The following is a 21,531-nucleotide window of genomic DNA, read 5'->3' as shown; positions in this document are numbered from 1 at the left end:
AATCGCCATGAGCTTCGAAATCGCCATGTCCGGCATCAACGCCGTCAGCGCCAGCCTGGAAACCATCTCCAACAACATCGCCAACTCGGCCACGGTGGGCTTCAAGTCCAGCCGCACGAACTTCTCGGCCGTCTATGCCGGCACCGCGGCGAACGGCGCCGAGGCGTCGTCGCAGACCCAGTCGATCGGCAAGGGCGGCGGCCTGATGAACACCGGCAGCGGCATGGACGCCGTGATCCAGGGCCGCGGCTTCTTCGCCGTCAAGGACAACTCGGGCCAGCAGGTCTACACCCGCGTCGGCAGCTTCAACGTCGACAAGGACGGCTTCGTGGTCGACACGCTGGGCCGCAAGCTGCAGGGCTACGCCGCGATCCTGGACGCCTCTGGCCAGCCGGTCACCGGTGGCGGCCTCGGCGCCCTGGGCGACCTGAAGGTGCCCAACGGCCAGATCGCCGCGCAGGCCAGCGACAAGCTGAAGTTCACCGGCAACCTGTCCTCCGACTGGAGCGTGCCGGCCACCGCCACCTTCGATCAGAACGATCCGACCTCGTTCAGCGGCTCGATCACCTCGACCCTCTACGACTCGCTGGGCGCCAAGCACAGCGTGACGCAGTACTTCGTCAAGAGCGGCGCGAACCAGGTCGACGTGCACTACAGCTTCGACGGTGCGGCCGCCACCGCCGGCCCCACGCTGACCTTCGACAGCCAGGGCCAGCTGAGCAGCGCGACGACGGGCACGCTGGCCGTCCCGGCCGGCAGCATGGGCGGCGCCAACGCGCTGAACGTGGCCATCGACTACACCGGCACGACCCAGTTCGCCGGCGACACGACGACCCTGGCCAACGATGCCAACGGCTACCCCTCGGGCACCTTGACCGGCACCAGCCTGTCGGAAGACGGCAGCGTCATCGCCACTTACAGCAACGGCAAGTCGCAGACGGTGGGCACGGTCGCGCTGGCCACCTTCGCCAACGAGAGCGCGCTGCAGGCGATCAACAACACGAGCTGGGCCGCCAACGGCGCCAGCGGCGCGCCGCTGATGGCCGCACCGGGCGCGGGCGGATCGTCCAAGCTCAGCGCCGGCGCGCTGGAGCAGTCCAACGTGGACATGACCGGCGAGCTGGTGGACCTGATGTCCGCCCAGCGCAGCTACCAGGCCAATACCAAGGTGCTGTCGGCCGAGAGCGAGATGATGCAGACGCTGATGCAGGCCATCAACTGATAAGCCGCTGACATGGACGCACTGATCTACACCGTGATGTCCGGCGCTGAGCGCGCGATGCGCGCCCAGCAGGTGCACGCCAACAACCTCGCCAATCTCGAGACCGGCGGCTTCCGCGCCAACCTCGAGATGGCCGGCACGCAGGCCGTCAAGGGCTACGGCTATGCCGCGCGCCACATGAGCGAGCTGCAGGCCGATGCGGTCAGCGCCAAGCCGGGCGTGCAGACGACCACGGGCCGCGACCTGGACGTGGCGATCCAGGGCGACGGCCTGTTCGCCGTGGAGGACCCGAACGGCGACGGCGGCGAGGCCTACACCCGCAGCGGCAACTTCACGACCGATGCGGACGGCCGGCTGCTGCTGGGCGGACGCGCGGTGATGGGCGACGGCGGCGCGGTGACCCTGCCGCCGGAGCACACGGCCGTCGTCGTCGGCGCCGATGGCTCGATCTCCGTGCAGGTGCCGGGCCAGACCGACATGCAGGTCGTCGACAAGCTCAAGCTCGTCAAGCCTTCGATGAGCGAGATGACCAAGAACGCGGCCGGCCTGCTCGTCTCGCGCGACGGCGGCACGCTGTCGGCCGATGCCAGTGTGCAGGTCAAGGGCGGACACCTGGAAGGCAGCAACGTCTCGGCCGTCGAGGAGATGGTGGCGACGATGAGCCTGAACCGCGACTTCGAAGTGCAGATGAAGCTGCTCAACAAGGCCGACTCGATGGCCGATGCGGGCAACCGACTCATCCGCGAATAACGCAAGCAAGACAAGGAATCGACATGAACCCCGCAATGTGGATCAGCAAGACCGGCGTGCAGGCGCAGGACGCGAAGCTGCAGGCGATCGCCAACAACCTGGCCAACGTCAACACGGTCGGCTTCAAGCGCGACCGCGTGATGTTCGAAGACCTGTTCTACCAGGTCGAGCGCCAGCCCGGCGCGCAGGCCGAAGACGGCAGCGCCTCGCCCACCGGCGTGCAGCTCGGCAACGGCACGCGCCTGGTCGGCACGCAGAAGGTCTTCACGACCGGCAGCCTGCAGCAGACCGGCCAGAACCTGGACGTGGCCATCGTCGGCCAGGGCTTCCTGCAGGTCGAAGGCCCGGACGGCAAGCCGGCCTACACCCGCGCCGGCCAGCTGCAGATCAATGCCGACGGCAAGCTCGTCAACGCCAAGGGCCAGAAGCTGCAGCCGGAGATCACGATCCCCGCCAATGCAACTTCGATCAACATCAGCGAGGACGGCACCGTCGCCGCCACGCTGGCCGGCAGCTCGACGCCGTCGCAGCTGGGCCAGCTGAAGCTCGCCAACTTCGCCAACCCGACCGGCCTGCTCGCGCTGGGCGACAACCTCTACCAGGAGACCGCCGCCAGCGGCGCCGCCAACGAAGGCACGGCCGGCGTGGACGGCCTCGGCACGATCAAGCAGGGCGCGCTGGAGGGCTCGAACGTCCAGGTCGTCGAGGAAATGGTCGACATGATCGCCGCGCAGCGCACCTACGAGATGAACACCAAGGTGCTCTCGGCGGCGGACAACATGCTGCAGTACCTGTCCCAGGCTGTGCGCTGACATGAAGGCCGCTCTTGCCTTTGTCCTTGCCCTGCTGAGCGGCTGCGCGGCGATCCAGCCGCCGCCGACGCCCAAGGCCGAGCTGAAGCCGCTCGACGCGCAGCCGGTGCCGCAGATGGCACGCGGCGTCTCCGGCGGCGTGTTCGCCTCGCAGCGCGGTTGGACCTTGACCTCCGACGCCCGCGCCTTCCGCCCCGGCGACGTGCTGACCGTGACGCTGGAAGAGACCACGCAGGCCAGCAAGAAGGCCGACACCACCTTCGGCAAGGGCAGCAACGTCGGTCTCACCGCTTCGCTGAAGAGCAAGAGCCTGCTGGACCTGGGCATCGGCGGCAACCGCGACTTCAACGGCAGCTCGGCCAGCTCACAGCAGAACGCGCTCACCGGCGCGATCACCGTCGTCGTGCTGGAGGTGCTGCCGAACGGCCTCTTGCGCGTCAACGGCGACAAGAGCCTGACCCTGAACCAGGGCGAGGAAATGATCCGCCTGTCGGGCTATGTGCGCGGCGCGGACGTGGACTCGGAAAACCGCGTGTCCTCGCAGCGCATCGCCAACGCGCGCATCGTCTACGCGGGGCAGGGCACCTTGGCCGAGGCCAACACGCCGGGTTGGCTGACGCGCTTCTTTGCGTCGGCCTGGATGCCGTTCTGATCGGATCCTCATGAAAAAACTGCTTTGCCTCCTGGGCCTGGCCCTGTGCCTGAACGCCGCGAACGTCGCCAATGCCGCCCAACAGCTCCGCCAGCTCGTCAGCGTCGAGGGCGTGCGCGAGAATCAGCTGCTGGGCTACGGCCTGGTCGTCGGCCTCAACGGCAGTGGCGACAGCACGCAGGTCAAGTTCGCCGGCCAGTCGGTGTCGAACATGCTCAAGCAGTTCGGGCTCAAGCTGCCGGAGAAGGTGGACGCGAAGTCCAAGAACGTCGCGACGGTGATGGTCAGCGCGATGTTTCCGCCGGGCTACCGGCGCGGCCAGGCGATCGACATCACCGTGTCTTCGATGGGCGACGCGAAGAGCCTGCGCGGCGGCGTGCTGCTGCTGACCGAGCTGCGCGCTGCCGACGGGGAAATCTATGCGCTGGCCCAGGGCAACCTGGTCGTCGGCGGCCTCAGCGCGCAGGGCCAGTCGGGCTCCAGCGTCACCGTCAACACGCCGACGGCGGGCCGCATCCCGAACGGCGCGACGATCGAGCGCGAGATCGCCACCGACTTCGACACCACGCCGAGTGTGCGCCTGAGCCTGCGGCACCCGAACTTCCAGACGGCGACGAACATCGTCAACGCGATCAACTCGCGATTCACGGGCTCGGGCGAATCGATCGCCAGCACGCGCGACGCCACCAGCGTCGAGGTGCAGGCGCCGGCGAACCCCACCGAGCGTGTGGCCTTCGTCGCGCAGCTGGAAGGCATCGCGGTGGACGTGGGGGCAGACAACCCGCGCGTGATCTTCAATTCGCGCACCGGCACCGTGGTCATCTCCGATGGCGTGCGCGTGCGGCCCGCGGCCGTCTCGCACGGCAGCCTGAAGGTGGTCATCAGCGAAAGCTCGCAGGTCAGCCAGCCCCAGCCCTTCAGCCAGGGCAAGACCCAGGTCACGCCGCAGTCGCGGGTGCAGGTCGAGCAGGCCGGCGGGCGCATGTTCAAGTGGCAGGCCGGCACCAGCCTGCAGGCCATCATCGACACGGTCAACAGCATCGGCGCGACGCCGGACGACATCATGTCGATCCTGCAGGCGCTGGACCAGGCCGGGGCGATCGAAGGCGAGTTGCAGGTGATCTGATGATGAAGATCGACGATTCCCTGACGCCGAAACCCGACGGCGACGATGCCAAGGTCCGCGCGCAGGCGACCCAGGCCGCCGAGAAGTTCGAATCCTTCTTCATCGGCCAGATGCTGCACAAGATGCGCGCCTCGACCCGCGAGCTGGCCGGCGACGACAGCCCGTTCAAGGACAAGGTCAACGAAGACATGCAGGACTTCGCCGACAACCAGATGGCCGACTCGATCGCCGGCCAGCACGCCTTCGGCATCGCCGACGTGATCCTGAAGCAGCTGCTGCCGGGCAATCGCGTACCATGACAGCCACACTGCCAAGACCAGCAAGCATGCGACCCTCGGACGCCCTCGAAACGAAGCGTGGTGCCGTGCGAGAAGCGGCCCGCCGCTTCCGTGCGGTGAACCCGCGCGTCTTCGGGTCGGTCGTCCATGGCACGGACCAGGACGGCAGTGATCTGGACCTTCTGGTCGATGCGCTTCCCGATGCGACGCTGTTCGATCTCGGCGGTTTGCAGGATGAGTTGGAAGCGCTGCTGGGCCTGAAGGTCGACCTGCTGACGCCGGCCGACCTGCCGCCCAAGTTTCGCGAGCAGGTTCTGGCGGAAGCGCTGCCCGTATGAGTACGGCCCCGCGCGTGGCCGACTATCTGGCGCATATGCAGCAGGCGGCAGCCGATGCATGCAGCTTCGTGGATGGCATGGCCAAGGCCGATTTCCTGGCCGACAAGCGCACACAGCAGGCCGTCATCATGAGCTTGATCATCGTCGGCGAAGCTGCGACGAAGCTGATGGACGGCCATGCCGATATTGTCGCGGCGCATCCGGAGATCCCCTGGCGCAGCATGCGCGGCATGCGCAACCGTATCGCCCACGGCTACTTCGACACGAATCTGGACGTCGTCTGGAACACGGTCGAGACCGCCTTGCCGGCCCTGATCGCCCAGATCTCCGCGCTGCGCGCATCCATTTAAGTTTCTGGCGGCCCCGGTCGCCTTGGGCTCTTGAAGCCCCTTACGAGACCGTCTTCCCATGAGCCTTCTCTTCAACGCCCTGTCGGGTGCCCAGGCCGCGCAAGCGGCGCTCGGCACGTCCAGCCAGAACATCGCCAACGTGATGACGCCGGGCTACTCGCGCCAGGGTGTCGTGCTGACCAGCGTGGGCGGCAACGCGAGTAGCGCGTCGGCCGCCGGTGGCGGCGTGACCGTGTCCTCGCTGAAGCGCTTCTCGGACGGCTTCAAGAACCTGCAGATGTGGCAGGCGGCGTCCAACCTGGGCAAGGCCGATGCGTCGCAGCCCTACCTGGACCAGCTGGAGCAGGTGATGTCGGACGACACGTCCAACGTCAATGCCGGCATGGACCAGTTCTTCGCGGCGCTGAACGCCGCCAGCGTGGAGCCCGATTCGACGCCGCTGCGCGCCCAGGTGCTGACGGCCGCCGACGGGCTGGCCAAGCGCTTCTCCAGCCTGCAGCAGCTGCTGCAGAACCAGCAGTCGGCGGTGGCGGCGCAGCGCGATGCGGTGGTCACGCAGATCAACACGCTGTCCGCCAGCATCGCCGAGCTGAACAAGCAGATCGGCGCCAACAAGGCGGTGGGCATCGATCCCTCCGGCCTGCAGGACACGCGCGACCAGAACATCGATGCGCTCGCCGCGCTGGTGGGCGTCCAGGTGGTCAACCAGGCCGACGGCACGACCAATGTCTCGCTGAAGAGCGGCCAGCCGCTGGTCGTCGGCGGCGATGCCGCGAGCCTCGCGGTCAACAACCTGAGCAACGGCACGCACTCGCTGAGCCTCAAGTTCGCCAACACCTCGTTCACCGTGCTGGGCACCGACTTCGGCGGCCAGCTCGGCGGCCTGGAGAACTTCGAGAGCCAGACTCTCGTGCCGCTGCAGACGACGGTGCGCGAGATGGCCACCGGCATCGCCAACGCCTTCAACGCACAGCTCGCGCAGGGCGCGGACCCGACGCAGACGCCGGTGACCCTGGGCACCGGCAAGCCGCTGTTCGTCGACCCGGCCACCAACGGTGGTCAGCTGCAGCTGGCCGGCATCAGCCCGGCGGAGCTGGCCTTCTCGCTGGATCCCACGGCCGCCGGCGACAGCCAGAACCTCACCAAGCTGATCGCGCTGCAGGGCAAGCCGATCACGCTGACCACCTTCGACAGCAATGGCAAGCCGCTGCCCACGAGCAGCCAGGTGGTGCTGGGCGACGCCTACACGCAGCTGATCGGCAAGCTCGGCGTGGCCAGCCAGCAGAACATCGCCGCGCAGAAGACGGCGCAGACGGTGCGCGACCAGGCCGAGGAGAGCTGGAAGTCCACCAGCGGCGTCAACCAGGACGAGGAGGCCGTCAACCTGGTGCAGTTCCAGCAGATGTACCAGGCCAATATGAAGGTGATCGCCGTGGCGAATCAGCTCTTCGACAGCACTCTTGAAATCATGTAAGGCCAGACACCATGCGTATCGCCAGCACCCAGTTCCACGCCACCATGAACAGCGCCCTGCAGACGGCCAACTCGGGCCTCGCGCTGGTGATGCAGCAGATGGCTTCGGGCCAGCGCGTGCAGAAGCCCTCGGACGACACGATCGCCAGCATGCGGCTGTCGCGTCTGTCGCGCGAGGAGGCGTCGATGACTCAGTACCAGAGCAATATCGATGCGCTGAAGTCGCGGCTGACGAACAACGAGACCCTGCTGGACAGCATGAAGCAGGACATGCTGCAGGCCCGTGATCTGCTGGTCTGGGCCGCCGACGGCAGCAACACGCAGGCCGATCTGCAGGCGATGGCCGGTTCGCTGGACTCGCTGCGCGACAGCCTGCTGCACACCGCCAACAGCCAGGACAGCGAGGGCCGCTCGGTCTTCTCCGGCACGGCGACCGACCAGCCGACGATCGATGCCAGCTTCAATTACCAGGGCAACACGGCAACGCAGCAGGTCGCCGTCGGCACTGGCGTGACGGTGCCGGCCAACGTGCCGCTGCCCGAGATGGCGGCGCTGGTGAAGCAGCTCGACCAGCTCTCCACCTTGCTGAAGTCCGGCGTGACGGCCGATGCCGCGCACCCGACCGTGGCGGCGACGATCGATCTGCTCGACGGCACCATGAACTCCGTCACGGGCAAGATCGGCAGCCTCGGCGGTTTGCAGAATGTGCTGTCCACGCTGCAGGACAATCAGGACGCGATCAGCCTCTCGAACAAGCAGGCGGCGCTGACCTTGGGTCAGCTCGACTACGCCGAGGCCGCCACGCGGCTGAACAGCTACACGCTGGCCGTGCAGGCGACGCAGAAGGCCTACGGCCGCGTCAGCGGGCTGAGCCTGTTCAACGTGCTTTGATCGACTTTCTTCAGGACATCTGACCCCGCCCCGTGGCCGCACTCTCGACAACTCCGACGACGGTTCCGACCAGCACCAGCACCGGTGGCGTGGTCGCTGCCGTCGCGCCGCTGTCGGCACTGCGGGGTGTGGCCGCACGGCAAGGGCCGCTGCCTTCGCCAAGCCCGGTACGTGTTGGGTCGGCGGGGGCGGGCAGTCCTTTTCTCGACCCAGAGCTGCAGCAGGACGTGTCCGCGGGCCAGCAGGCGCAGGCCTGGCTCGGCGAACTCGGCCAGCAGCTGCAAGGCCTGAAGCAATCGCTGGCCGGCCTGCTGGGCGGCGGTAGCGCCAACCCCACCGCAGCGGCAACTGCGGCTGCGGCTCTTCAGCAGGTCAGCACCATCTGGCGCCAGCGCAGCGGGCAGGCCGGCGGCATGGTGGACGCGCAGCTGCAGGTGCGCGAGCCCGGCCAGGCCCGTCAGGTCTTTACGCTGCGCGGCCTGGATCTCGCGAACCTCACGCAGGAAGGCCACGAGACGCTGAGCTTTGCCGTGCCCGGCACCGGCTCGCCGGTGGCGGTGCCCATCGACCCCGACCAGAGCGCCGACACCACCGTCCAGCGGCTGGATCAGGCGCTTGCCCCCGCCGGGCTGCGCGTGGCGATTGTCGCCGGCCGGCTGCAATGGAGCAGCGCCGAGTCACAGTGGCCCTCGCTGCGCGATGGCTTGAGCGTGAAAGGCGACGGCCGCCGCTTCCCGAGCGGCCAGCGCGTGCGCGTCAAGCTCGATACCCCGCCCGATGCGATCCAGCCGGCCACCTGGAGCCTGGACGGCGCACAGGCCCAGCGCCAGACGCTTGGCCGCGTGATCGCCGCGCAGGCCCTGCTGCGCGACGCCGGCGATGCACTGGACCGCAAGCGCTCCGCGGCAAAGCTGGCCGAGCCGGCAGGTGCTGCCGGCCAGGGTCAGGTCTTGCTCGGCATGGCCCAGGCCTTCGAGGCCAAGGCGGCCGAGCCGGCCTACGAGAACTACGCCCAGCTGGCCCCCGCGCTGCGCGGCCTGCGCCGCGACCAAGTGCGCGCGCTGTTGAGCCCCTGATTCCTATTCGGCCGACGCGTTACCCGACGCGCTGTCACGCCACTCCACCGCGCCGAAGCCCTGGTGGCTCAGCAGCGTGTAGTAGATGCTCCAGGTGCCGAGCACCTGGCGGCGATCCCCGGTCGGCGGCGCGTAGCGGGCGTGGCGCCAATCGCGCACATAGCCCACGCTGATCGCCTGCTGGCCCGCCAGTCGCCAGGTGAAGGCCGTCTCGATCCGTGCGATGTCGTCGCTGCCGGCCCGGCGGTTGGCGATGCGGCCCAGAGACACCTCGCGCGCCGCCAGGTCCAGCGAGGCGCGGCCGTCGAAGATCGCCCGCAGCGACAGCGCCGCGCGTGGCGCCATGCCGTAGTGGTAGTCGGTGTCGTTGGTGAGCTGGCGGTCGTTCGTCGTGCTGGCGGCCGCGTAGCCGATGCCCGCCAGGCCGAAGCCCTGCAACGCCACATGGCGACCCACCCACCATTGGCCGACGGTGCCGATGGACACCGCCGTGGTCGACACGTGGAAGATCTGCGGCGCCAGGTAGTCGTAGCTGCCGAACAGACCCCACAGGCCCCGGTAGTTGTCGCCGGCCGCGAAGTCCGTGCCCAGCAGCAGTCCGTGCGTGCTCAGGTTCTCGATGCCGCCGACGCTGGCCAGGCTGGCCTGGAAGTTGAAGTAGTCGAACGGGCGCTTGTAGGTGTAACCGGGCTGGCCGGGCAGGCCGTAGTCGATGGCCAGATCCAGCTCGGCGACGCGGGTCTTGAACGAACCCAGTGTGTCGGACGGATGCGTCGTGATGCTGCCGAAACCTATGTGCAGGCGGCCGTAGTAGGCGGGATCGTGATCGTCGAACAGGTCGTCGTAGCGATTGCCGAACAGACCGTGGTTCAGCGCGACGGGCGGATCGATCGCGCCGGCCACCCATTCGCGCCAGCCGGCGGGCACGCTGCTGCCGGGCTTCATCGCCAGGCGGGCGATGCGGAACAGCGGCTCGCCGAGGAAGCTGCCGGCGATGCCGCTGGCCACCTGGTCGTTCCTGGACGGTGGCGTGGCCTCGCCGGCGATCTCCCAGCCGGCGCTGGCCGCGAAGGTGAGGGCGGCGGAAGTCCAGTAGCCGTGCCCGGTGGCGCGCCCGGCGCCGTGGTACATCGCACCCTGGTAGGGATGGCCCAGCTGGTTCATGCGGAACGGGTCGTTGTCGACGACCCAGGCGCTGTGCAGGTTGCGGCGGATGGTGGAGAGCGAGACGTCGTAGTCTTGCGTGCCGCTGAAGCGGTGGTTGTAGCGGTTCAGCGCGAAGTCGAAGCCGAAGATCTCGGCGGCCGGCAGCCAGAGGCTGCTGGCCTCGGCGGCCGGCGGGCTGTCCTCGCCCCATGCCGCGGACAGCCAGCAGAGCAGCAGGACCGGCAGGAGCAGTTGTCGAGGCGTCATTTTTGTTCTGGATCGGGGCGACACGCCAGCCCCGGCAAGCGGCTTGCCCGCAGCAGCTACAGTGGCCCGATGGACAAGGACATCTTTCCCTCACGCATCCCCCTCTCTCCGCGCGCGGCCGAGGCCGGCGTGGCTCTGGGCTTCGTGCTGTCGCTGGCGGTACTGGCCTGCACGCGCTCGCTGATCGCGCTTCTGGCCGGGCTGCTGGCCTACTCGCTGACGCGCTTCGTGCTGCGCGGGCTGCGCCGCGTGATCCTGCGCCGGCGCGACGAAGGGCACGAGCTGCTCGCCGGCCTGGTGATGGCGCTGATCTCGCTGATCGTCGTCGGCGGCGTGATCGAGGGCGCGCGCCGCGCGATGGGCAGCGAGTCGATCTCGGGCCTGATGGATTCTCTGGACGTCGCGCTGAAGCAGTTGCGCGAACGTTTGCCGGCCATGCTGGCCGAGCACCTGCCCGATTCGGTCGAGCTGCTGAAGGCCACGATCTCCGGCACGATGCGCACGCACGCGCAGGTGCTGGCCGGTGCCGGCACCCACGCGCTGCACCTGCTGCTGATGACCCTGATCGGCTGGCTGATCGGCGTGCTGGCCGCGATGCGCAGCGCCACCACGCCGCCCGAGGGCGGCGCGCCGCTGGCCGCCTGCTGGTTCGGCCTGTGGCGGCGCCTGGGCAATGCCTTCGAGCGCGTCGCCGCCGCGCAGGCCAAGATCGCGGGCGTCAACGCCGTGCTCAGCGCCATCTTCCTGCTGGTGGTGGCGCCGCTGGCGGGCTGGCCCATCCCGTACTCGAAGACCCTGGTGCTGGCCACCTTCGTCTGCGGCCTGCTGCCGGTGATCGGCAACCTGGTGACCAACACGATGATCTGCCTGCTGGCGCTGACCGTGTCGCCGAACGCCGCCATCGCCGCGCTGGCCTTCCTCGTGATCGTCCACAAGCTCGAGTACCTGCTGAACGCCCGCATCCAGGGCCAGCAGATCGGCGCGCAGGCCTGGGAACTGCTGATCGTGCTGTTCGCCTTCGAGGCGCTGTTCGGCGTGACCGGGATGGTGCTCGCGCCGGTGCTCTACGCCTTCTTCAAGGGTGAGTTGCGGCGTGTCGGTTGGCTGGATTGAACCACTCCTATCGGCTTCGCCGGCCCCCTTAAGGGGGCACTCCCGGCCGCCCGGCGGAGCCGGATCGGCGGAAGTCGCGCGGGGCGGCCCTGGCGGCCCTGGCGGGCCTTTGCCTATGGCTACATCGCGCTGGCAGCTTTGGCGCCGACAAGCGGCTTAGGCGCTTGCCTTGTTGGACGGTAGATTCCTGTTCAATGTTGCGTCACGACAATCGGCGCACCCTGGGTGATGATCATCGTGTGCTCGTACTGCGCCGACAGGTTGCCGCGCACGCCGGCCAGCGTCCAGCCGTCGGACGCTTCGGTGACGATGCGGCTCTTGGTCGACAGGAAGGGCTCGATCGTGATGACCATGCCTTCCCGCAGCACGCGCCGGTCCGCGGGGTCGAAGTAGCCGGCGATGTACTCGGGCTCTTCGTGCAGCGAGCGGCCGACGCCGTGGCTGCCCAGGTTCTCGATGACCTTGAAACCATAGGCCTTGGCCGTGCGCTCGATGGCGGCGCCGATGCCGTTGATCGGCTGTCCGGCCCGGGCGGCCTTCATCGCCTCGGCCAGCGCGGTGCGCGTCGCGTGGCACAGCCGGGTCTTCACCGCTGTCGTCGGCGGCACCACCGTCGTGCCGCCGGTGTCGGCGAAGTAGCCGTCCAGCTCCGCGGAGACGTCGACGTTCAGCACGTCGCCGGCGCGAATGACCCGGTCCCCGGGAATGCCGTGCGCCGCCTCTTCATTGATGCTGATGCAGGTCGCGCCCGGGAACTTATAGGCCAGTTGCGGCGCCGAGCGTGCGCCGTGCTCCTCCAGCAGCCGCGCGCCGATGCTGTCCAGCTCGCGCGTGCTCATGCCGGGCTCGGCGGCATCGAGCATCCGCTGCAGCACCAGGGAAACGATGCGGCCGATGCGCTGGAGGGCGATGACGTCGTCTTGGGTTTCGATGGTCATGGGGCGGCTTTCGGATTTGAGGAAGATGGGAGGAGCGGTGCTCTGCGACTGCTGTCACTCGGAGACGGAGACCGAAACTCACCTGCGGAATGTGGCTGGCAAAACCAGATGATTGACTTGAAGCTGGAGGTCATTTCGGAACGCCATCCCATCCTCGGCGGTCCCAGACTTTTTGCACTCGTGCCCAGATCTCATCTGTAATTTGACACTGCCAGACACCGCCAAGCATCCAGGCAAATAGCTGATTCGCCCGAGCCTCGCTCTCTACTCTGTCAATGAACGCGGGACCATGGTAGCCGAGCAAATCCTCCATGGGTCCAGCGGCCAGCAAGCCAAGAAACGGCTCGCACCGGGCGTCAGCGACGACAGCGAGGATGCACTGCCAGGCTTGCTCGGGATGCTTTCGGACAATCCAGTCGAACTCATCGAATCCGATCAACTCGGAATTCGCCTTGCCTTCGTTCTTCGGATCACATTGCCAAGTGGCCCAAGTGATCCACTCGTCAAGGACGCGATGAACGGGCAGCGGTGATTCCATTCCGACTACCCTCAATCATCCCCATGCGTATTCCCCAAGCCCTCCGCATCCAGCGGCATGCTCTTGCCATCGGCCCCATCGAAGAAGAACGGCTGCCGCGCCCGTTCGCGTGACACGGTCTCGTTCATCGTCTTCGCGTCATAGAGGCGGCCGTTCAGCATCACCTGGCTGACCCGGTCGCTTTGGCGGATGTCCTTGAGCACGTCGCCGTCGATGATGACGAGGTCGGCGAGCTTGCCGGCCTCCAGCGAGCCGATGTCCTTGTCCAGGCCCAGGTAGTGGGCCGGGTTGGCGGTGGCGGTGCGCAGCGCTTCGAGCGGGGTCATGCCGCCGAGGGCGAAGGTCCACATTTCCCAGTGGGCGGCGAGGCCTTCGCGCATGCCGTGGGCACCGATGTTTTCGCGCACGCCGGCGCGGAACAGTTCGGTGGCGGTCTTGGCGACCTGGATCACGTTCCAGTCTTCGTCCGGCGCGGTTTCGCGGCGCACGCTGCGGGCCTGCAGCAGCGTGGGCGGCACGTACTTGCTGAGCAGCGGGTGGCGCCAGACGTCGGTCTTGGCGTACCAGTAGTGCTCGCCGTCGAGGCCGCCGTAGGCGACGACCAGGGTCGGGGTGTAGCCGACCTCGGTCTGGCCCCACAGCTGCTTGACGTCGTCGTAGACCTTGGGCACGGGCACGGCGTGTTCGATGCCGGTGTGGCCATCGACGACCATGCTCATGTTCATCTCGAACAGCGAGCCGCCCTCGGGCACCACCATCATGCCGGTGTCGCGCGCGGCCGCGATGATCTGCTGGCGCTGGTCGCGGCGCGGCTGGTTGTAGCTCTTGACGCTGATCGCGCCCTCGGCCTGCTGGCGCTTCAGGTGCGTCAGCGCGTCGTCGTAGCTGTCGATCAGCGCGGTGAACGGCGCCTTGGCGCCGTAGAGGATGGTGCCGGTGGAGTAGATGCGCGGCCCGACGATGGCGCCCGCGCGCTGCATCTCCGACGCGGTGAACACCTCGCTGTTGCGGTTGGACGGGTCGTGCAAGGTCGTCAGGCCGAAGGCGAGCGAGGCGTAGTTGACCCAGCTCTGCTGCGGGATGAAATCGGCCTCGCCCATCGGGCCGTGCCAGTGCGCGTCGATGAGGCCCGGGATGATGGTCTTGCCTTTCGCGTCGACACGCTTGGCGTCGGCCGGCACCTTCACCTCGCCCGCCTTGCCGATGGCCGCAATGCGGTTGCCGTCGACGACGATGACGCCGTCCTCGATCACCTCGTCGGTCGGGTTCATCGTGGCGATCCGCGCGCTGGTGATGGCGATGCGGCCGGCCGGCTTGTCGCTGGCCTGCATGAAGCCGATCTTGGTACCGTGCTCCGCGGGCTTGTAGTCCTTGGCGGCCTTGCCGGGCTCGAAGGCGTCCTTCAGCGCGGCGGTGAACAGCTCGTCGCCCAGCATGAAGTGCAGCGACTGGCTGTCGCCGCTCCAGTGCATGTACTCGCCGGCATTGACGTCGAGCTGGCGCAGCGGCAGCGCGTCCATCTTGGCGCCGACGGTGATCGGCTTGCCGGCCGCCGGCAGCGGCGTCACGTAGGCGTGGAAGCGCTCGACGAAGCCGAGCCAGCGGCCGTCCGGCGAGACCGCGTATTCGCTGGCGAACTCGCTCTTGGCCACCTCGGTTTCGCTGCGGTCGGCCAGGTCGATGCGGACCAGCTTGTGCTGCGAATCCACCTCGCTGGTGGAGGCGTGGCGGGTGATGAAGAGTTGATCGTTGCGCGCGCCGAACTGGGGCGCCTCGCCGTCCTTGGACAGGCGCAGCGGCGTGCCGCTGCCGTCCGTCGACGCGAGGTAGACGCCCGTATCGAGCCCGAACCAGGGCGTCGTCAGGTAGCCGCCCTTGGTCTTCACGTAGGCGACGCTCTTGCCGTCCGGCGAGAAGCGCGGCGCGAGGTACTTGCCGGGCGCCTTCGTCACGGTGGTCTCGCGGCCCGAGGCCAGGTCGATCACGCGTACCGCGCCGAGTTTCTTGTCGTTCCAGCTGGCGTAGACGATGCGCTTGCCGTCGCGCGAGAAGCTGGGGAAGAACTCAAAGCTGTCTTCGCTCTTGGTCAGGCGGCGCGGTGCGGCATCGGGCTTGGCCAGGTTCTTCAGGTAGAGCTGGCCCAGCGCCGAGTAGACGACGCGGCTGCCGTCAGGCGCCACGCTGGCCCAGCGCAGCTGGTGCACGGCGAACTGGTCCGGCGCCACCACCTGCGGCACGCGCAGCGCCTCGCGCACCTCGCGCGTGTCCTTGACGTGGAAGGGAATGTCGGCGGCCGTGCCCTTGAACGGGTCGACCCTCCACAGCTTGCCCTGGGCCCAGACGACGATCTGCTTCGCGTCCGGCGTCCAGGCGAAGGCCGGGTAGACGCCGTTGACCGACCAGGCTTCCTGCATGTCGCGCTCCAGGCCGCCCCAGGCCGGCGTCTCGGCGCCGGTGACCAGGTCCTTCAGGAACAGCGTGCTCTGCTGGGCGTCGCCACTACCGCCGGGCATGCGAACGCGGCGCACGAAGGCCAGGTACTTGCCGTCGGGCGAGGGCGTCGGCCGGATCGCGCCGCCGGGGCCTTGCACGAAGGGCTCCACCGTGCCGTTGCCCAGGTCCTGGCGCATGATCTTGAAGATCTCGCCGTTGCTGTCCTTGTTGTATTCGAAGGACTTGCCCGGTGTCGTGTCCTGCGAGTAGTACAGGTACTTGCCGTCCGGGGAGATGGCCGGCTCGCCCAGGTCCTTCTGCCAGTTCGGCTTCTCGTTGAGCTGCACGCCCTTGGCCGAACCCGCGCCGTCCAGGTGGTACATCCAGATCTCGCCCGAGCCCAGCGAGCGGGTGCCGGTGTAGTGCTTGCGCGCCAGGATGTACTGGCCACTCGGGTGCCACACGGGGTTGTTGAGCAGGCGGAAGTCTTCCTTGGTCAGTGCGCGCGGGTGGCTGCCGTCGGCATCCATCAGCCAGACGTTGTCGCCGCCGCCGGCGTCGCTCAGGAAGGCGATGGTCTTGCCGTCCGGCGAGAAGCGCGCCTGCTGCTCCCAGGCGATCGAGTGCGTCAGCGGTCGGGCCTCGCCGCCTTCGATCGGCAGCAGGTAGAGATCGCCCAGCAAGTCGAAGACGAGGGTGCGGCCGTCGGGGCTGACGTCCACGCTCATCCAGGTGCCGCTATGCGTGTCCAGGTTCACTGTGCGCGCCGGGCCGGGCGGGTGGTTGACGTCCCAGCTCGGCTTGTCGGCGGCGTACGCCGGAAGGGCCAGCGCGAGGGCGGCCATCAGGGCGGTCAGTGAAGGGGTCAGGTGTGAACCGGCGCGAAAGGAAGGCATGGAATATCGGCGTTAGGCCTGGTCGCCAGGCGGAAGGCGCGAGCTTAGCTTGCGTGCATGTCGATGGCATGCTGTACTTTCCCGAGGAGGAACAAGGCATGGCGCAGTCTTCTGAAGAAAGGCTGGACGGCCTGGCAAGCATCGTCGCGGGCATCGCGCACGAGCTGAACACGCCGATCGGCAACGGCCTCATCGTCGCCACCACGCTGAAGGGCGACACCGAGAAGCTGCTGCGCGAGGCCGCCGAAGGCCCGCTGCGTAAGCAGCGCTTCAACGAGTACCTGCAGGCGATGCAGTCCGGCACGGCCTTGCTGGAGCGGGCGCTGCAGCAGGCGGCGCTGCTGATCGGCAACTTCAAGCGCATCGCGACGGAGCAGGGCAGCGCCGGCCGCCGTGTGTTCGATCTGCGCACAACGATCGAAGACACGCTGGCCGTCCTGCAGCCGACCTTGGCGAAGACGCCGTTCCGCATCGAGCTTGAGGTGCCCGAGGGCATCCGCGTGGACAGCCATCCCGGCGCGCTGGAGCAGGTGCTCGGCAACCTGGTGAACAACGCGCTGACGCATGCCTTCGCCGGCCGCAGCGAAGGGCTGATGCGGCTCAGCGCCGGATGGGATGGCGATGGCCAGCGGGTCCGCCTGGTATTCAGCGACGACGGCGCCGGCATGAGCGCCGCCACGCTGGCGCGCATCTACGAGCCCTTCTTCACCACCGCGCTCGGCCAGGGCGGCAGCGGCCTGGGCATGCACATCGTCCGCCAGCTCGTCACCGGGCCGCTGGGCGGCGAGATCGAGGTAGACAGCGCGCCGGGCGAAGGCTGCCGCGTCACGCTGCTGCTGCCGCTTTCCGGCGCGTAGGAGAATGCCGCGGTCCTATCCGCCGTTTTTCCGCCGTCCGAGCTCCGCCGCCGATGTACCAGCGCCTGAAGACCTTCGTCACCGAGAACCGCATCCCGCTGATCGTCGCCGCCGCCTTCTTCATGGAGACGCTGGACGGCAGCATCATCGTCACCGCGCTGCCCAGCATCGCTCGGAGCTTCGGCGAGACCACGCTGGCGCTGTCGGTGGCGATCAGCGCCTACATGATCGCGCTGGCGGTGTTCGTGCCGATGGCCGGCTGGGCCAGCGAGCGCTACGGCTCGCGCCGCGTCTTCGCCACCGCGGTGGGCGTGTTCACCTTCGCCTCGCTGCTGTGCGGCCTGAGCCCGAGCTTCTGGACCTTCATCGCCAGCCGCGTGCTGCAGGGCTCGGCGGCGGCCTTCATGTCGCCGGTGGGGCGGCTCGTCGTGCTGCGCGAGACGCCGAAGAACCGGCTGATCGAATCGCTGGGCCTGATCGTCTGGCCCGCGCTGATCGGCCCGGTGGTCGGTCCGCCGCTCGGCGGGCTGATCGCCACCTATGCGAGCTGGCACTGGATCTTCTTCATCAACCTGCCGATCGGTGCCCTGGGCCTGTGGCTGGTGCTGCGCTACGTGCCGGCGCACGTGCCGCAGGGCGAGCGGCAGCGCTTCGACCTGTTCGGCTTCGTCGTCACCTCGGCGGCGCTGGTGACCCTGCTGCAGGGCCTGGCCTTCATCGCCGATGCGCCGGGCCAGCGCGCCACCGGCGTGGCGCTGGTGGGGGCAGGTCTCGTGATCGGCTGGCTCGCCGTACGCCATGCGAACCGCCATCCGGCGCCGATCCTGAACCTGCAGTCGGCGCGCCAGCCGACCTTCGTCCTCTCGACGCTCAGCGCCGGCTTCTGGGGCCGCGTGGCCATCAACACAGCGCCTTTCCTGCTGCCGCTGATGTTCCAGATCGGCTTTGCCGACAGCGCCTTCAAGGCCGGGCTGATGCTGCTGGTCTACATGGGCGGCAACCTCGCGATGAAGGCGGCCACGACCTGGATGCTCAAGCAGCACGGCTTCCGCAAGGTGCTGGTGTTCAACGGCTTCGCCCACGCCGCGACGCTGGCGGGCTGCGCGCTGCTGGCGCCGGCCTGGCCGCTGCCGGCGATCTGCGTGCTGCTGGTACTGGCGGGCATGACGCGGTCCATGCACTTCACCGCGCTGAACACGATCGCCTTCGCCGACATCCCGGCCACGGCGCGCGGCGGCGCGACGACGCTGTCGGCCGTCTCGGCCCAGGTGGCCTCGGCGCTGAGCGTGGCCTTCGCGACGCTGGCGGTGGCGCTGGCCCAGCGGCTGGGCGGCGGCGAGGCCTTGTCGCTGGTGGATTTCCAGATCGGCTTCGCGATCTCGGCCGCGCTGATGGCGGGCTCGTCGATCTGGATGATGAGGCTCGCGCATGATGCCGGAGCCGTCATGACAGCCAAGGCCTGATGTCGATTCCAGGGCTCGCCGTTCGTCGTCCCTGCATCAACCACCGAAGGAGACCCCGATCATGACCAACACCGTCCGCCTGCACCGCGTCATCAAGGCCCCGCCGGAGCGCATCTACCGCGCCTTCCTGGACCCGAACGCCCTGGCCAAGTGGCTGCCGCCGCATGGCTTCTTCGGCACCGTGCACCAGATGGAGCCGCGGGTCGGCGGGCATTACAAGATGTCGTTCACCAACCTGACGAGCGGCAACGGCCACTCGTTCGGCGGCGAGTACCTGGAACTGGTGCCCAACGAGAAGCTGCGCTACACCGCCGTCTTCGACGACCCGAACCTGCCCGGCCAGATGCAGACCACGATCACCCTGCGCGAGGTCTTCTGCGGCACCGAGTTCAGCGCCGTGCAGGAAGGCATCCCGGAGATGATCCCGGCGGAGATGTGCTACCTCGGCTGGCAGGAGTCGCTGCAGCTGCTGATCCAGCTGGTCGAGCCGACGATTCCGGGATGAGTTCGTTCAACAGCCGCCGCGCCTTCTGCGCCGCCGGGCTTTCCACCGTGCTGGGCGCCTGCGCCGCCGGGCCGGACGCGGCCGCCGCTCGGGCCGAGCTGGGCAGCACCGGCCGCCTGCGTGCGGCGATCAACTTCGGCAACCCGATCCTGGCCTCGCGTGGCGAGCGGCCCGGTGCGCCGGTCGGCGTGTCGGTGGACCTGGCGCGCGAAGCGGCGCGGCGCCTGGGCGTCGAGCTCGAGCTGGTGGAGTTCCCCTCGGCCGGCCTGGTCGTCGAGGCCGCCACCGCGGCCCGCGTGGACATGGCCTTCGTCGCGATCGATCCGGTGCGTGGCGCCGGGCTCGACTACACGCCGCCCTACGTGATCATCGAAGGCGCCTACCTCGTGCGCGCCGATTCGCCGCTGCGGGACAAGAGCGAGGTGGATCGCGCCGGCACCCGCGTCGCCGTCGGCCGCGGCAGCGCCTACGACCTCTACCTGGCACGCGAACTGAAGCAGGCAGCGCTGGTCCGCGCATCGACCTCGCCGGCCGTCACCGACCTGTTCCTGGCCGAGGGGCTGGAGGTGGCCGCGGGCGTCCGCCAGCAGCTCGAGGCCGATGCGCGGCGCCTCGCGGACCGGGCCGCGCTGCGCCTGCTGCCGGGCCGCTTCATGGTCATCGAGCAGGCGGTGGCCGTGCCCAAGGGGCGGCATGCCGCGCAGGCCTGGCTGGCGGACTTCATCGAGACGATGAAGAGCTCCGGCTTCGTCGCCGAGAGCCTGCGCCGCCATGGCATCGAAGGGGCGGCCGTGGCGCCGGCTGCCGGGCGTTGAGAGCAGGGCGCTGAGCGCACGCGGTCTTCCGCGTTGTGGGTTTCCACAAGCGCTGCGGCGCTGAGTGCCAGGGATGATCGCTCGCACCCGATCCCTGGAGGAGACCCATGAGCAACACATTCGACCGCCGCCAGATGCTGGTGCGCGGCACCGCCGGCGCACTGGCTGCCGGCCTCGGCGCCGGCCAGGCGCTGGCCCAGACTGCCACGCAGGCCGCCCCGCCCGGCGCCGCGCCCAAGGGCCCGCCGCCCGAGCCGGTGACGCGCATCCTCGCCCACTACGCCGCCACCGCACCGCTGCAGCAGCTGCCCGATGCGGTGCGCAAAGAAGCGGCGCGCACCCTGATGAACTGGGTCGGCTGCGCCGTCGGTGGCTCGCGGCAGGACGCGCCGCAGCGCGCGATCAAGGCGCTGAAGCCCTTCTCGGGTCCGGCGCAGGCCGGCCTGTTCGGCCGCAGCGAGCGCTTCGACGCGCTGAACGCCGCGCTGATCAACGGCATCAGCTCGCATGTGCTCGACTTCGACGACACGCACCTGAAGACCATCATCCACCCGGCTGGCCCCGTGGCCTCGGCGCTGACGGCCTTCGCCGAATACCGGCCGGTCTCAGGCGCCGACTTCATGCACGCGCTGGTGCTGGGCGGCGAGATCGAATGCCGCATGGGCAACTCGGTGTTCCCCGAGCACTACGCGATGGGCTGGCACATCACCGGCACCACCGGCGTGTTCGGCGCCGCCGCAGCAGTGGGCCGCGTGCTGGGCCTGGACGAGGAGCGGATGATCCACGCGCTGGGCATCGCGGCTTCGCAGCCGGTGGGCCTGAAGGTGCAGTTCGGCTCCGACACCAAGAGCTTCCACCCCGGCAAGGCGGCGCAGAACGGCATGCTCGCGGCGCTGCTGGCCGAGCAGGGCTACACGGCCTCGAAGGTGGCCATCGAAGGTTTCGACGGCTGGGGCCAGGCTGCCAGCTCGCGCCACGATTGGAGCGAAGTGACGCGCGGCCTCGGCGAGCGCTACGAGATCGGGCTGAACACCTACAAGCCCTTTGCCTGCGGCATCGTCGCCCACCCGGCCATCGACGCGGCCATCCAGCTGCGCGAAGCGAACCAGCTCAAGCCGGAGCAGATCAAGGCGGTCACCTTGAAGGTCCATCCGCTGGTGCTGAACCTGATGGGCAAGACCGAGCCCGGCATGGGCCTGGAAGGCAAGTTCAGCGTCTACCACGCGGTGGCGGCAGCGCTGGTGACCGGCCGTGGCGGCGACCAGGCCTTCAGCGACAAGACGGTGCAGGACCCGACCGTCATCGCGCTGCGCAAGAAGGTGGAGGCGATCGTCGACCCGGCGATCAAGGCCGACCAGGTGGACATGACCGTGCTGCTGCAGGACGGCCGCCAGCTGCATCTGTTCATCGAGCACGCGGTGGGCAGCCAGTTGCATCCGATGTCGGACAAGCAACTGGAGGACAAGTTCTCCGGCCAGGCCGAGGACATCCTGCCGGCCGCGCAGACGCGCAAGCTGATGGACCTGTGCTGGAACGGCTGGCAGCTGAAGGACGCGGGCGAGATCCTGCGTGTGGGCGCACTGCAGCGATAG

21 protein-coding genes are annotated in these 21,531 nt (G+C 68.5%); 17 read left to right on the top strand and 4 right to left on the bottom strand.

The annotated features are described in order from the left end of the window. Positions 1-7: 7 nt before the first annotated feature. Genes SNE35_RS23135 through SNE35_RS23085 form a run of 11 tightly spaced genes read left to right on the top strand, consistent with a single transcriptional unit; the run spans position 8 to position 8,968 of the window. A complete protein-coding gene (locus SNE35_RS23135) occupies positions 8-1,222 on the top strand; it encodes a flagellar hook protein FlgE (RefSeq protein ID WP_320425390.1) in 1,215 nt (404 codons plus the stop codon). A 12-nt stretch (positions 1,223-1,234) separates the two neighbouring features. Then, positions 1,235-1,972: a flagellar basal body rod protein FlgF gene (locus SNE35_RS23130; protein ID WP_320425389.1), complete on the top strand. Its 738-nt coding sequence runs from the start codon at positions 1,235-1,237 to the stop codon at positions 1,970-1,972. A gap of 23 nt (positions 1,973-1,995) precedes the next feature. Then, positions 1,996-2,784 (top strand): flagellar basal-body rod protein FlgG, encoded by a 789-nt coding sequence (gene flgG / locus SNE35_RS23125; protein ID WP_320425388.1) that lies wholly within the window; start codon positions 1,996-1,998, stop codon positions 2,782-2,784. A 1-nt stretch (position 2,785) separates the two neighbouring features. Continuing rightward, complete coding sequence (gene flgH, locus SNE35_RS23120; protein WP_320425387.1) at positions 2,786-3,436, top strand: flagellar basal body L-ring protein FlgH; 651 nt, start codon at positions 2,786-2,788, stop codon at positions 3,434-3,436. A 10-nt stretch (positions 3,437-3,446) separates the two neighbouring features. Further along, positions 3,447-4,562: a flagellar basal body P-ring protein FlgI gene (locus tag SNE35_RS23115; protein ID WP_320425386.1), complete on the top strand. Its 1,116-nt coding sequence runs from the start codon at positions 3,447-3,449 to the stop codon at positions 4,560-4,562. Then, the gene (locus tag SNE35_RS23110; protein ID WP_320425385.1) at positions 4,562-4,861 is read left to right on the top strand and encodes a rod-binding protein; all 300 of its coding nucleotides are present in this window, start codon (positions 4,562-4,564) and stop codon (positions 4,859-4,861) included. The genes SNE35_RS23115 and SNE35_RS23110 overlap by 1 nt, the downstream gene beginning before the upstream one ends. Positions 4,862-4,887: 26 nt before the next feature. Then, positions 4,888-5,178, top strand: coding sequence for a nucleotidyltransferase family protein (locus SNE35_RS23105; RefSeq protein ID WP_320425384.1), 291 nt, complete (start codon positions 4,888-4,890; stop codon positions 5,176-5,178). Beyond that, entirely contained in the window at positions 5,175-5,528 is a 354-nt protein-coding gene (locus tag SNE35_RS23100) for a HepT-like ribonuclease domain-containing protein (RefSeq protein ID WP_320425383.1), read from the top strand. The genes SNE35_RS23105 and SNE35_RS23100 overlap by 4 nt, the downstream gene beginning before the upstream one ends. Before the next feature lie 58 nt (positions 5,529-5,586). Beyond that, positions 5,587-7,002, top strand: a complete 1,416-nt coding sequence (flgK, locus tag SNE35_RS23095; RefSeq protein WP_320425382.1) for a flagellar hook-associated protein FlgK — start codon at positions 5,587-5,589, stop codon at positions 7,000-7,002. Positions 7,003-7,013: 11 nt separating this feature from the next. Then, positions 7,014-7,892 (top strand): flagellar hook-associated protein FlgL, encoded by an 879-nt coding sequence (flgL, locus tag SNE35_RS23090; RefSeq protein ID WP_320425381.1) that lies wholly within the window; start codon positions 7,014-7,016, stop codon positions 7,890-7,892. Positions 7,893-7,924: 32 nt separating this feature from the next. Continuing rightward, positions 7,925-8,968, top strand: coding sequence for a hypothetical protein (locus tag SNE35_RS23085; RefSeq protein ID WP_320425380.1), 1,044 nt, complete (start codon positions 7,925-7,927; stop codon positions 8,966-8,968). A 3-nt stretch (positions 8,969-8,971) separates the two neighbouring features. Here the strand turns inward: SNE35_RS23085 and SNE35_RS23080 are convergent, their stop codons facing one another. After that, on the bottom strand, positions 8,972-10,381 hold the full coding sequence (locus SNE35_RS23080; RefSeq protein ID WP_320425379.1) for a DUF3943 domain-containing protein: 1,410 nt from the start codon (positions 10,379-10,381) through the stop codon (positions 8,972-8,974). A gap of 69 nt (positions 10,382-10,450) precedes the next feature. On the opposite strand from SNE35_RS23080, the gene SNE35_RS23075 reads away from it, so the two are divergent. Further along, the gene (locus SNE35_RS23075; RefSeq protein ID WP_320425378.1) at positions 10,451-11,494 is read left to right on the top strand and encodes an AI-2E family transporter; all 1,044 of its coding nucleotides are present in this window, start codon (positions 10,451-10,453) and stop codon (positions 11,492-11,494) included. A gap of 191 nt (positions 11,495-11,685) precedes the next feature. Here the strand turns inward: SNE35_RS23075 and map are convergent, their stop codons facing one another. The 3 genes from map to SNE35_RS23060 form a co-directional block, all read right to left on the bottom strand. Beyond that, positions 11,686-12,432: a type I methionyl aminopeptidase gene (gene map / locus SNE35_RS23070; RefSeq protein WP_320425377.1), complete on the bottom strand. Its 747-nt coding sequence runs from the start codon at positions 12,430-12,432 to the stop codon at positions 11,686-11,688. A 130-nt stretch (positions 12,433-12,562) separates the two neighbouring features. After that, positions 12,563-12,970, bottom strand: a complete 408-nt coding sequence (locus SNE35_RS23065; RefSeq protein ID WP_320425376.1) for a DUF6869 domain-containing protein — start codon at positions 12,968-12,970, stop codon at positions 12,563-12,565. A gap of 11 nt (positions 12,971-12,981) precedes the next feature. Next, the gene (locus tag SNE35_RS23060; RefSeq protein ID WP_320425375.1) at positions 12,982-16,248 is read right to left on the bottom strand and encodes an amidohydrolase family protein; all 3,267 of its coding nucleotides are present in this window, start codon (positions 16,246-16,248) and stop codon (positions 12,982-12,984) included. A 149-nt stretch (positions 16,249-16,397) separates the two neighbouring features. Here SNE35_RS23060 and SNE35_RS23055 point away from each other — a divergent pair, with 149 nt between their 5' ends. From SNE35_RS23055 to SNE35_RS23035, 5 genes are all read left to right on the top strand, one after another. Next, the gene (locus SNE35_RS23055) at positions 16,398-17,156 is read left to right on the top strand and encodes a sensor histidine kinase (RefSeq protein ID WP_320425374.1); all 759 of its coding nucleotides are present in this window, start codon (positions 16,398-16,400) and stop codon (positions 17,154-17,156) included. A 53-nt stretch (positions 17,157-17,209) separates the two neighbouring features. Further along, entirely contained in the window at positions 17,210-18,619 is a 1,410-nt protein-coding gene (locus tag SNE35_RS23050; RefSeq protein ID WP_320425373.1) for an MFS transporter, read from the top strand. Positions 18,620-18,677: 58 nt separating this feature from the next. Continuing rightward, positions 18,678-19,124 (top strand): SRPBCC family protein, encoded by a 447-nt coding sequence (locus SNE35_RS23045; RefSeq protein ID WP_320425743.1) that lies wholly within the window; start codon positions 18,678-18,680, stop codon positions 19,122-19,124. Further along, positions 19,121-19,939: a transporter substrate-binding domain-containing protein gene (locus tag SNE35_RS23040; RefSeq protein WP_320425372.1), complete on the top strand. Its 819-nt coding sequence runs from the start codon at positions 19,121-19,123 to the stop codon at positions 19,937-19,939. Before SNE35_RS23045 ends, SNE35_RS23040 begins: the two co-directional genes overlap by 4 nt. Positions 19,940-20,046: 107 nt before the next feature. After that, a complete protein-coding gene (locus SNE35_RS23035) occupies positions 20,047-21,531 on the top strand; it encodes an MmgE/PrpD family protein (protein WP_320425371.1) in 1,485 nt (494 codons plus the stop codon).

This window comes from Roseateles agri, from assembly GCF_034043675.1.
Taxonomy (GTDB): Bacteria; Pseudomonadota; Gammaproteobacteria; order Burkholderiales; family Burkholderiaceae_C; genus KK5.
The sequence above is the reverse complement of the archived record's forward strand: the minus strand, read 5'-3'. Positions and strand labels throughout refer to the sequence as shown.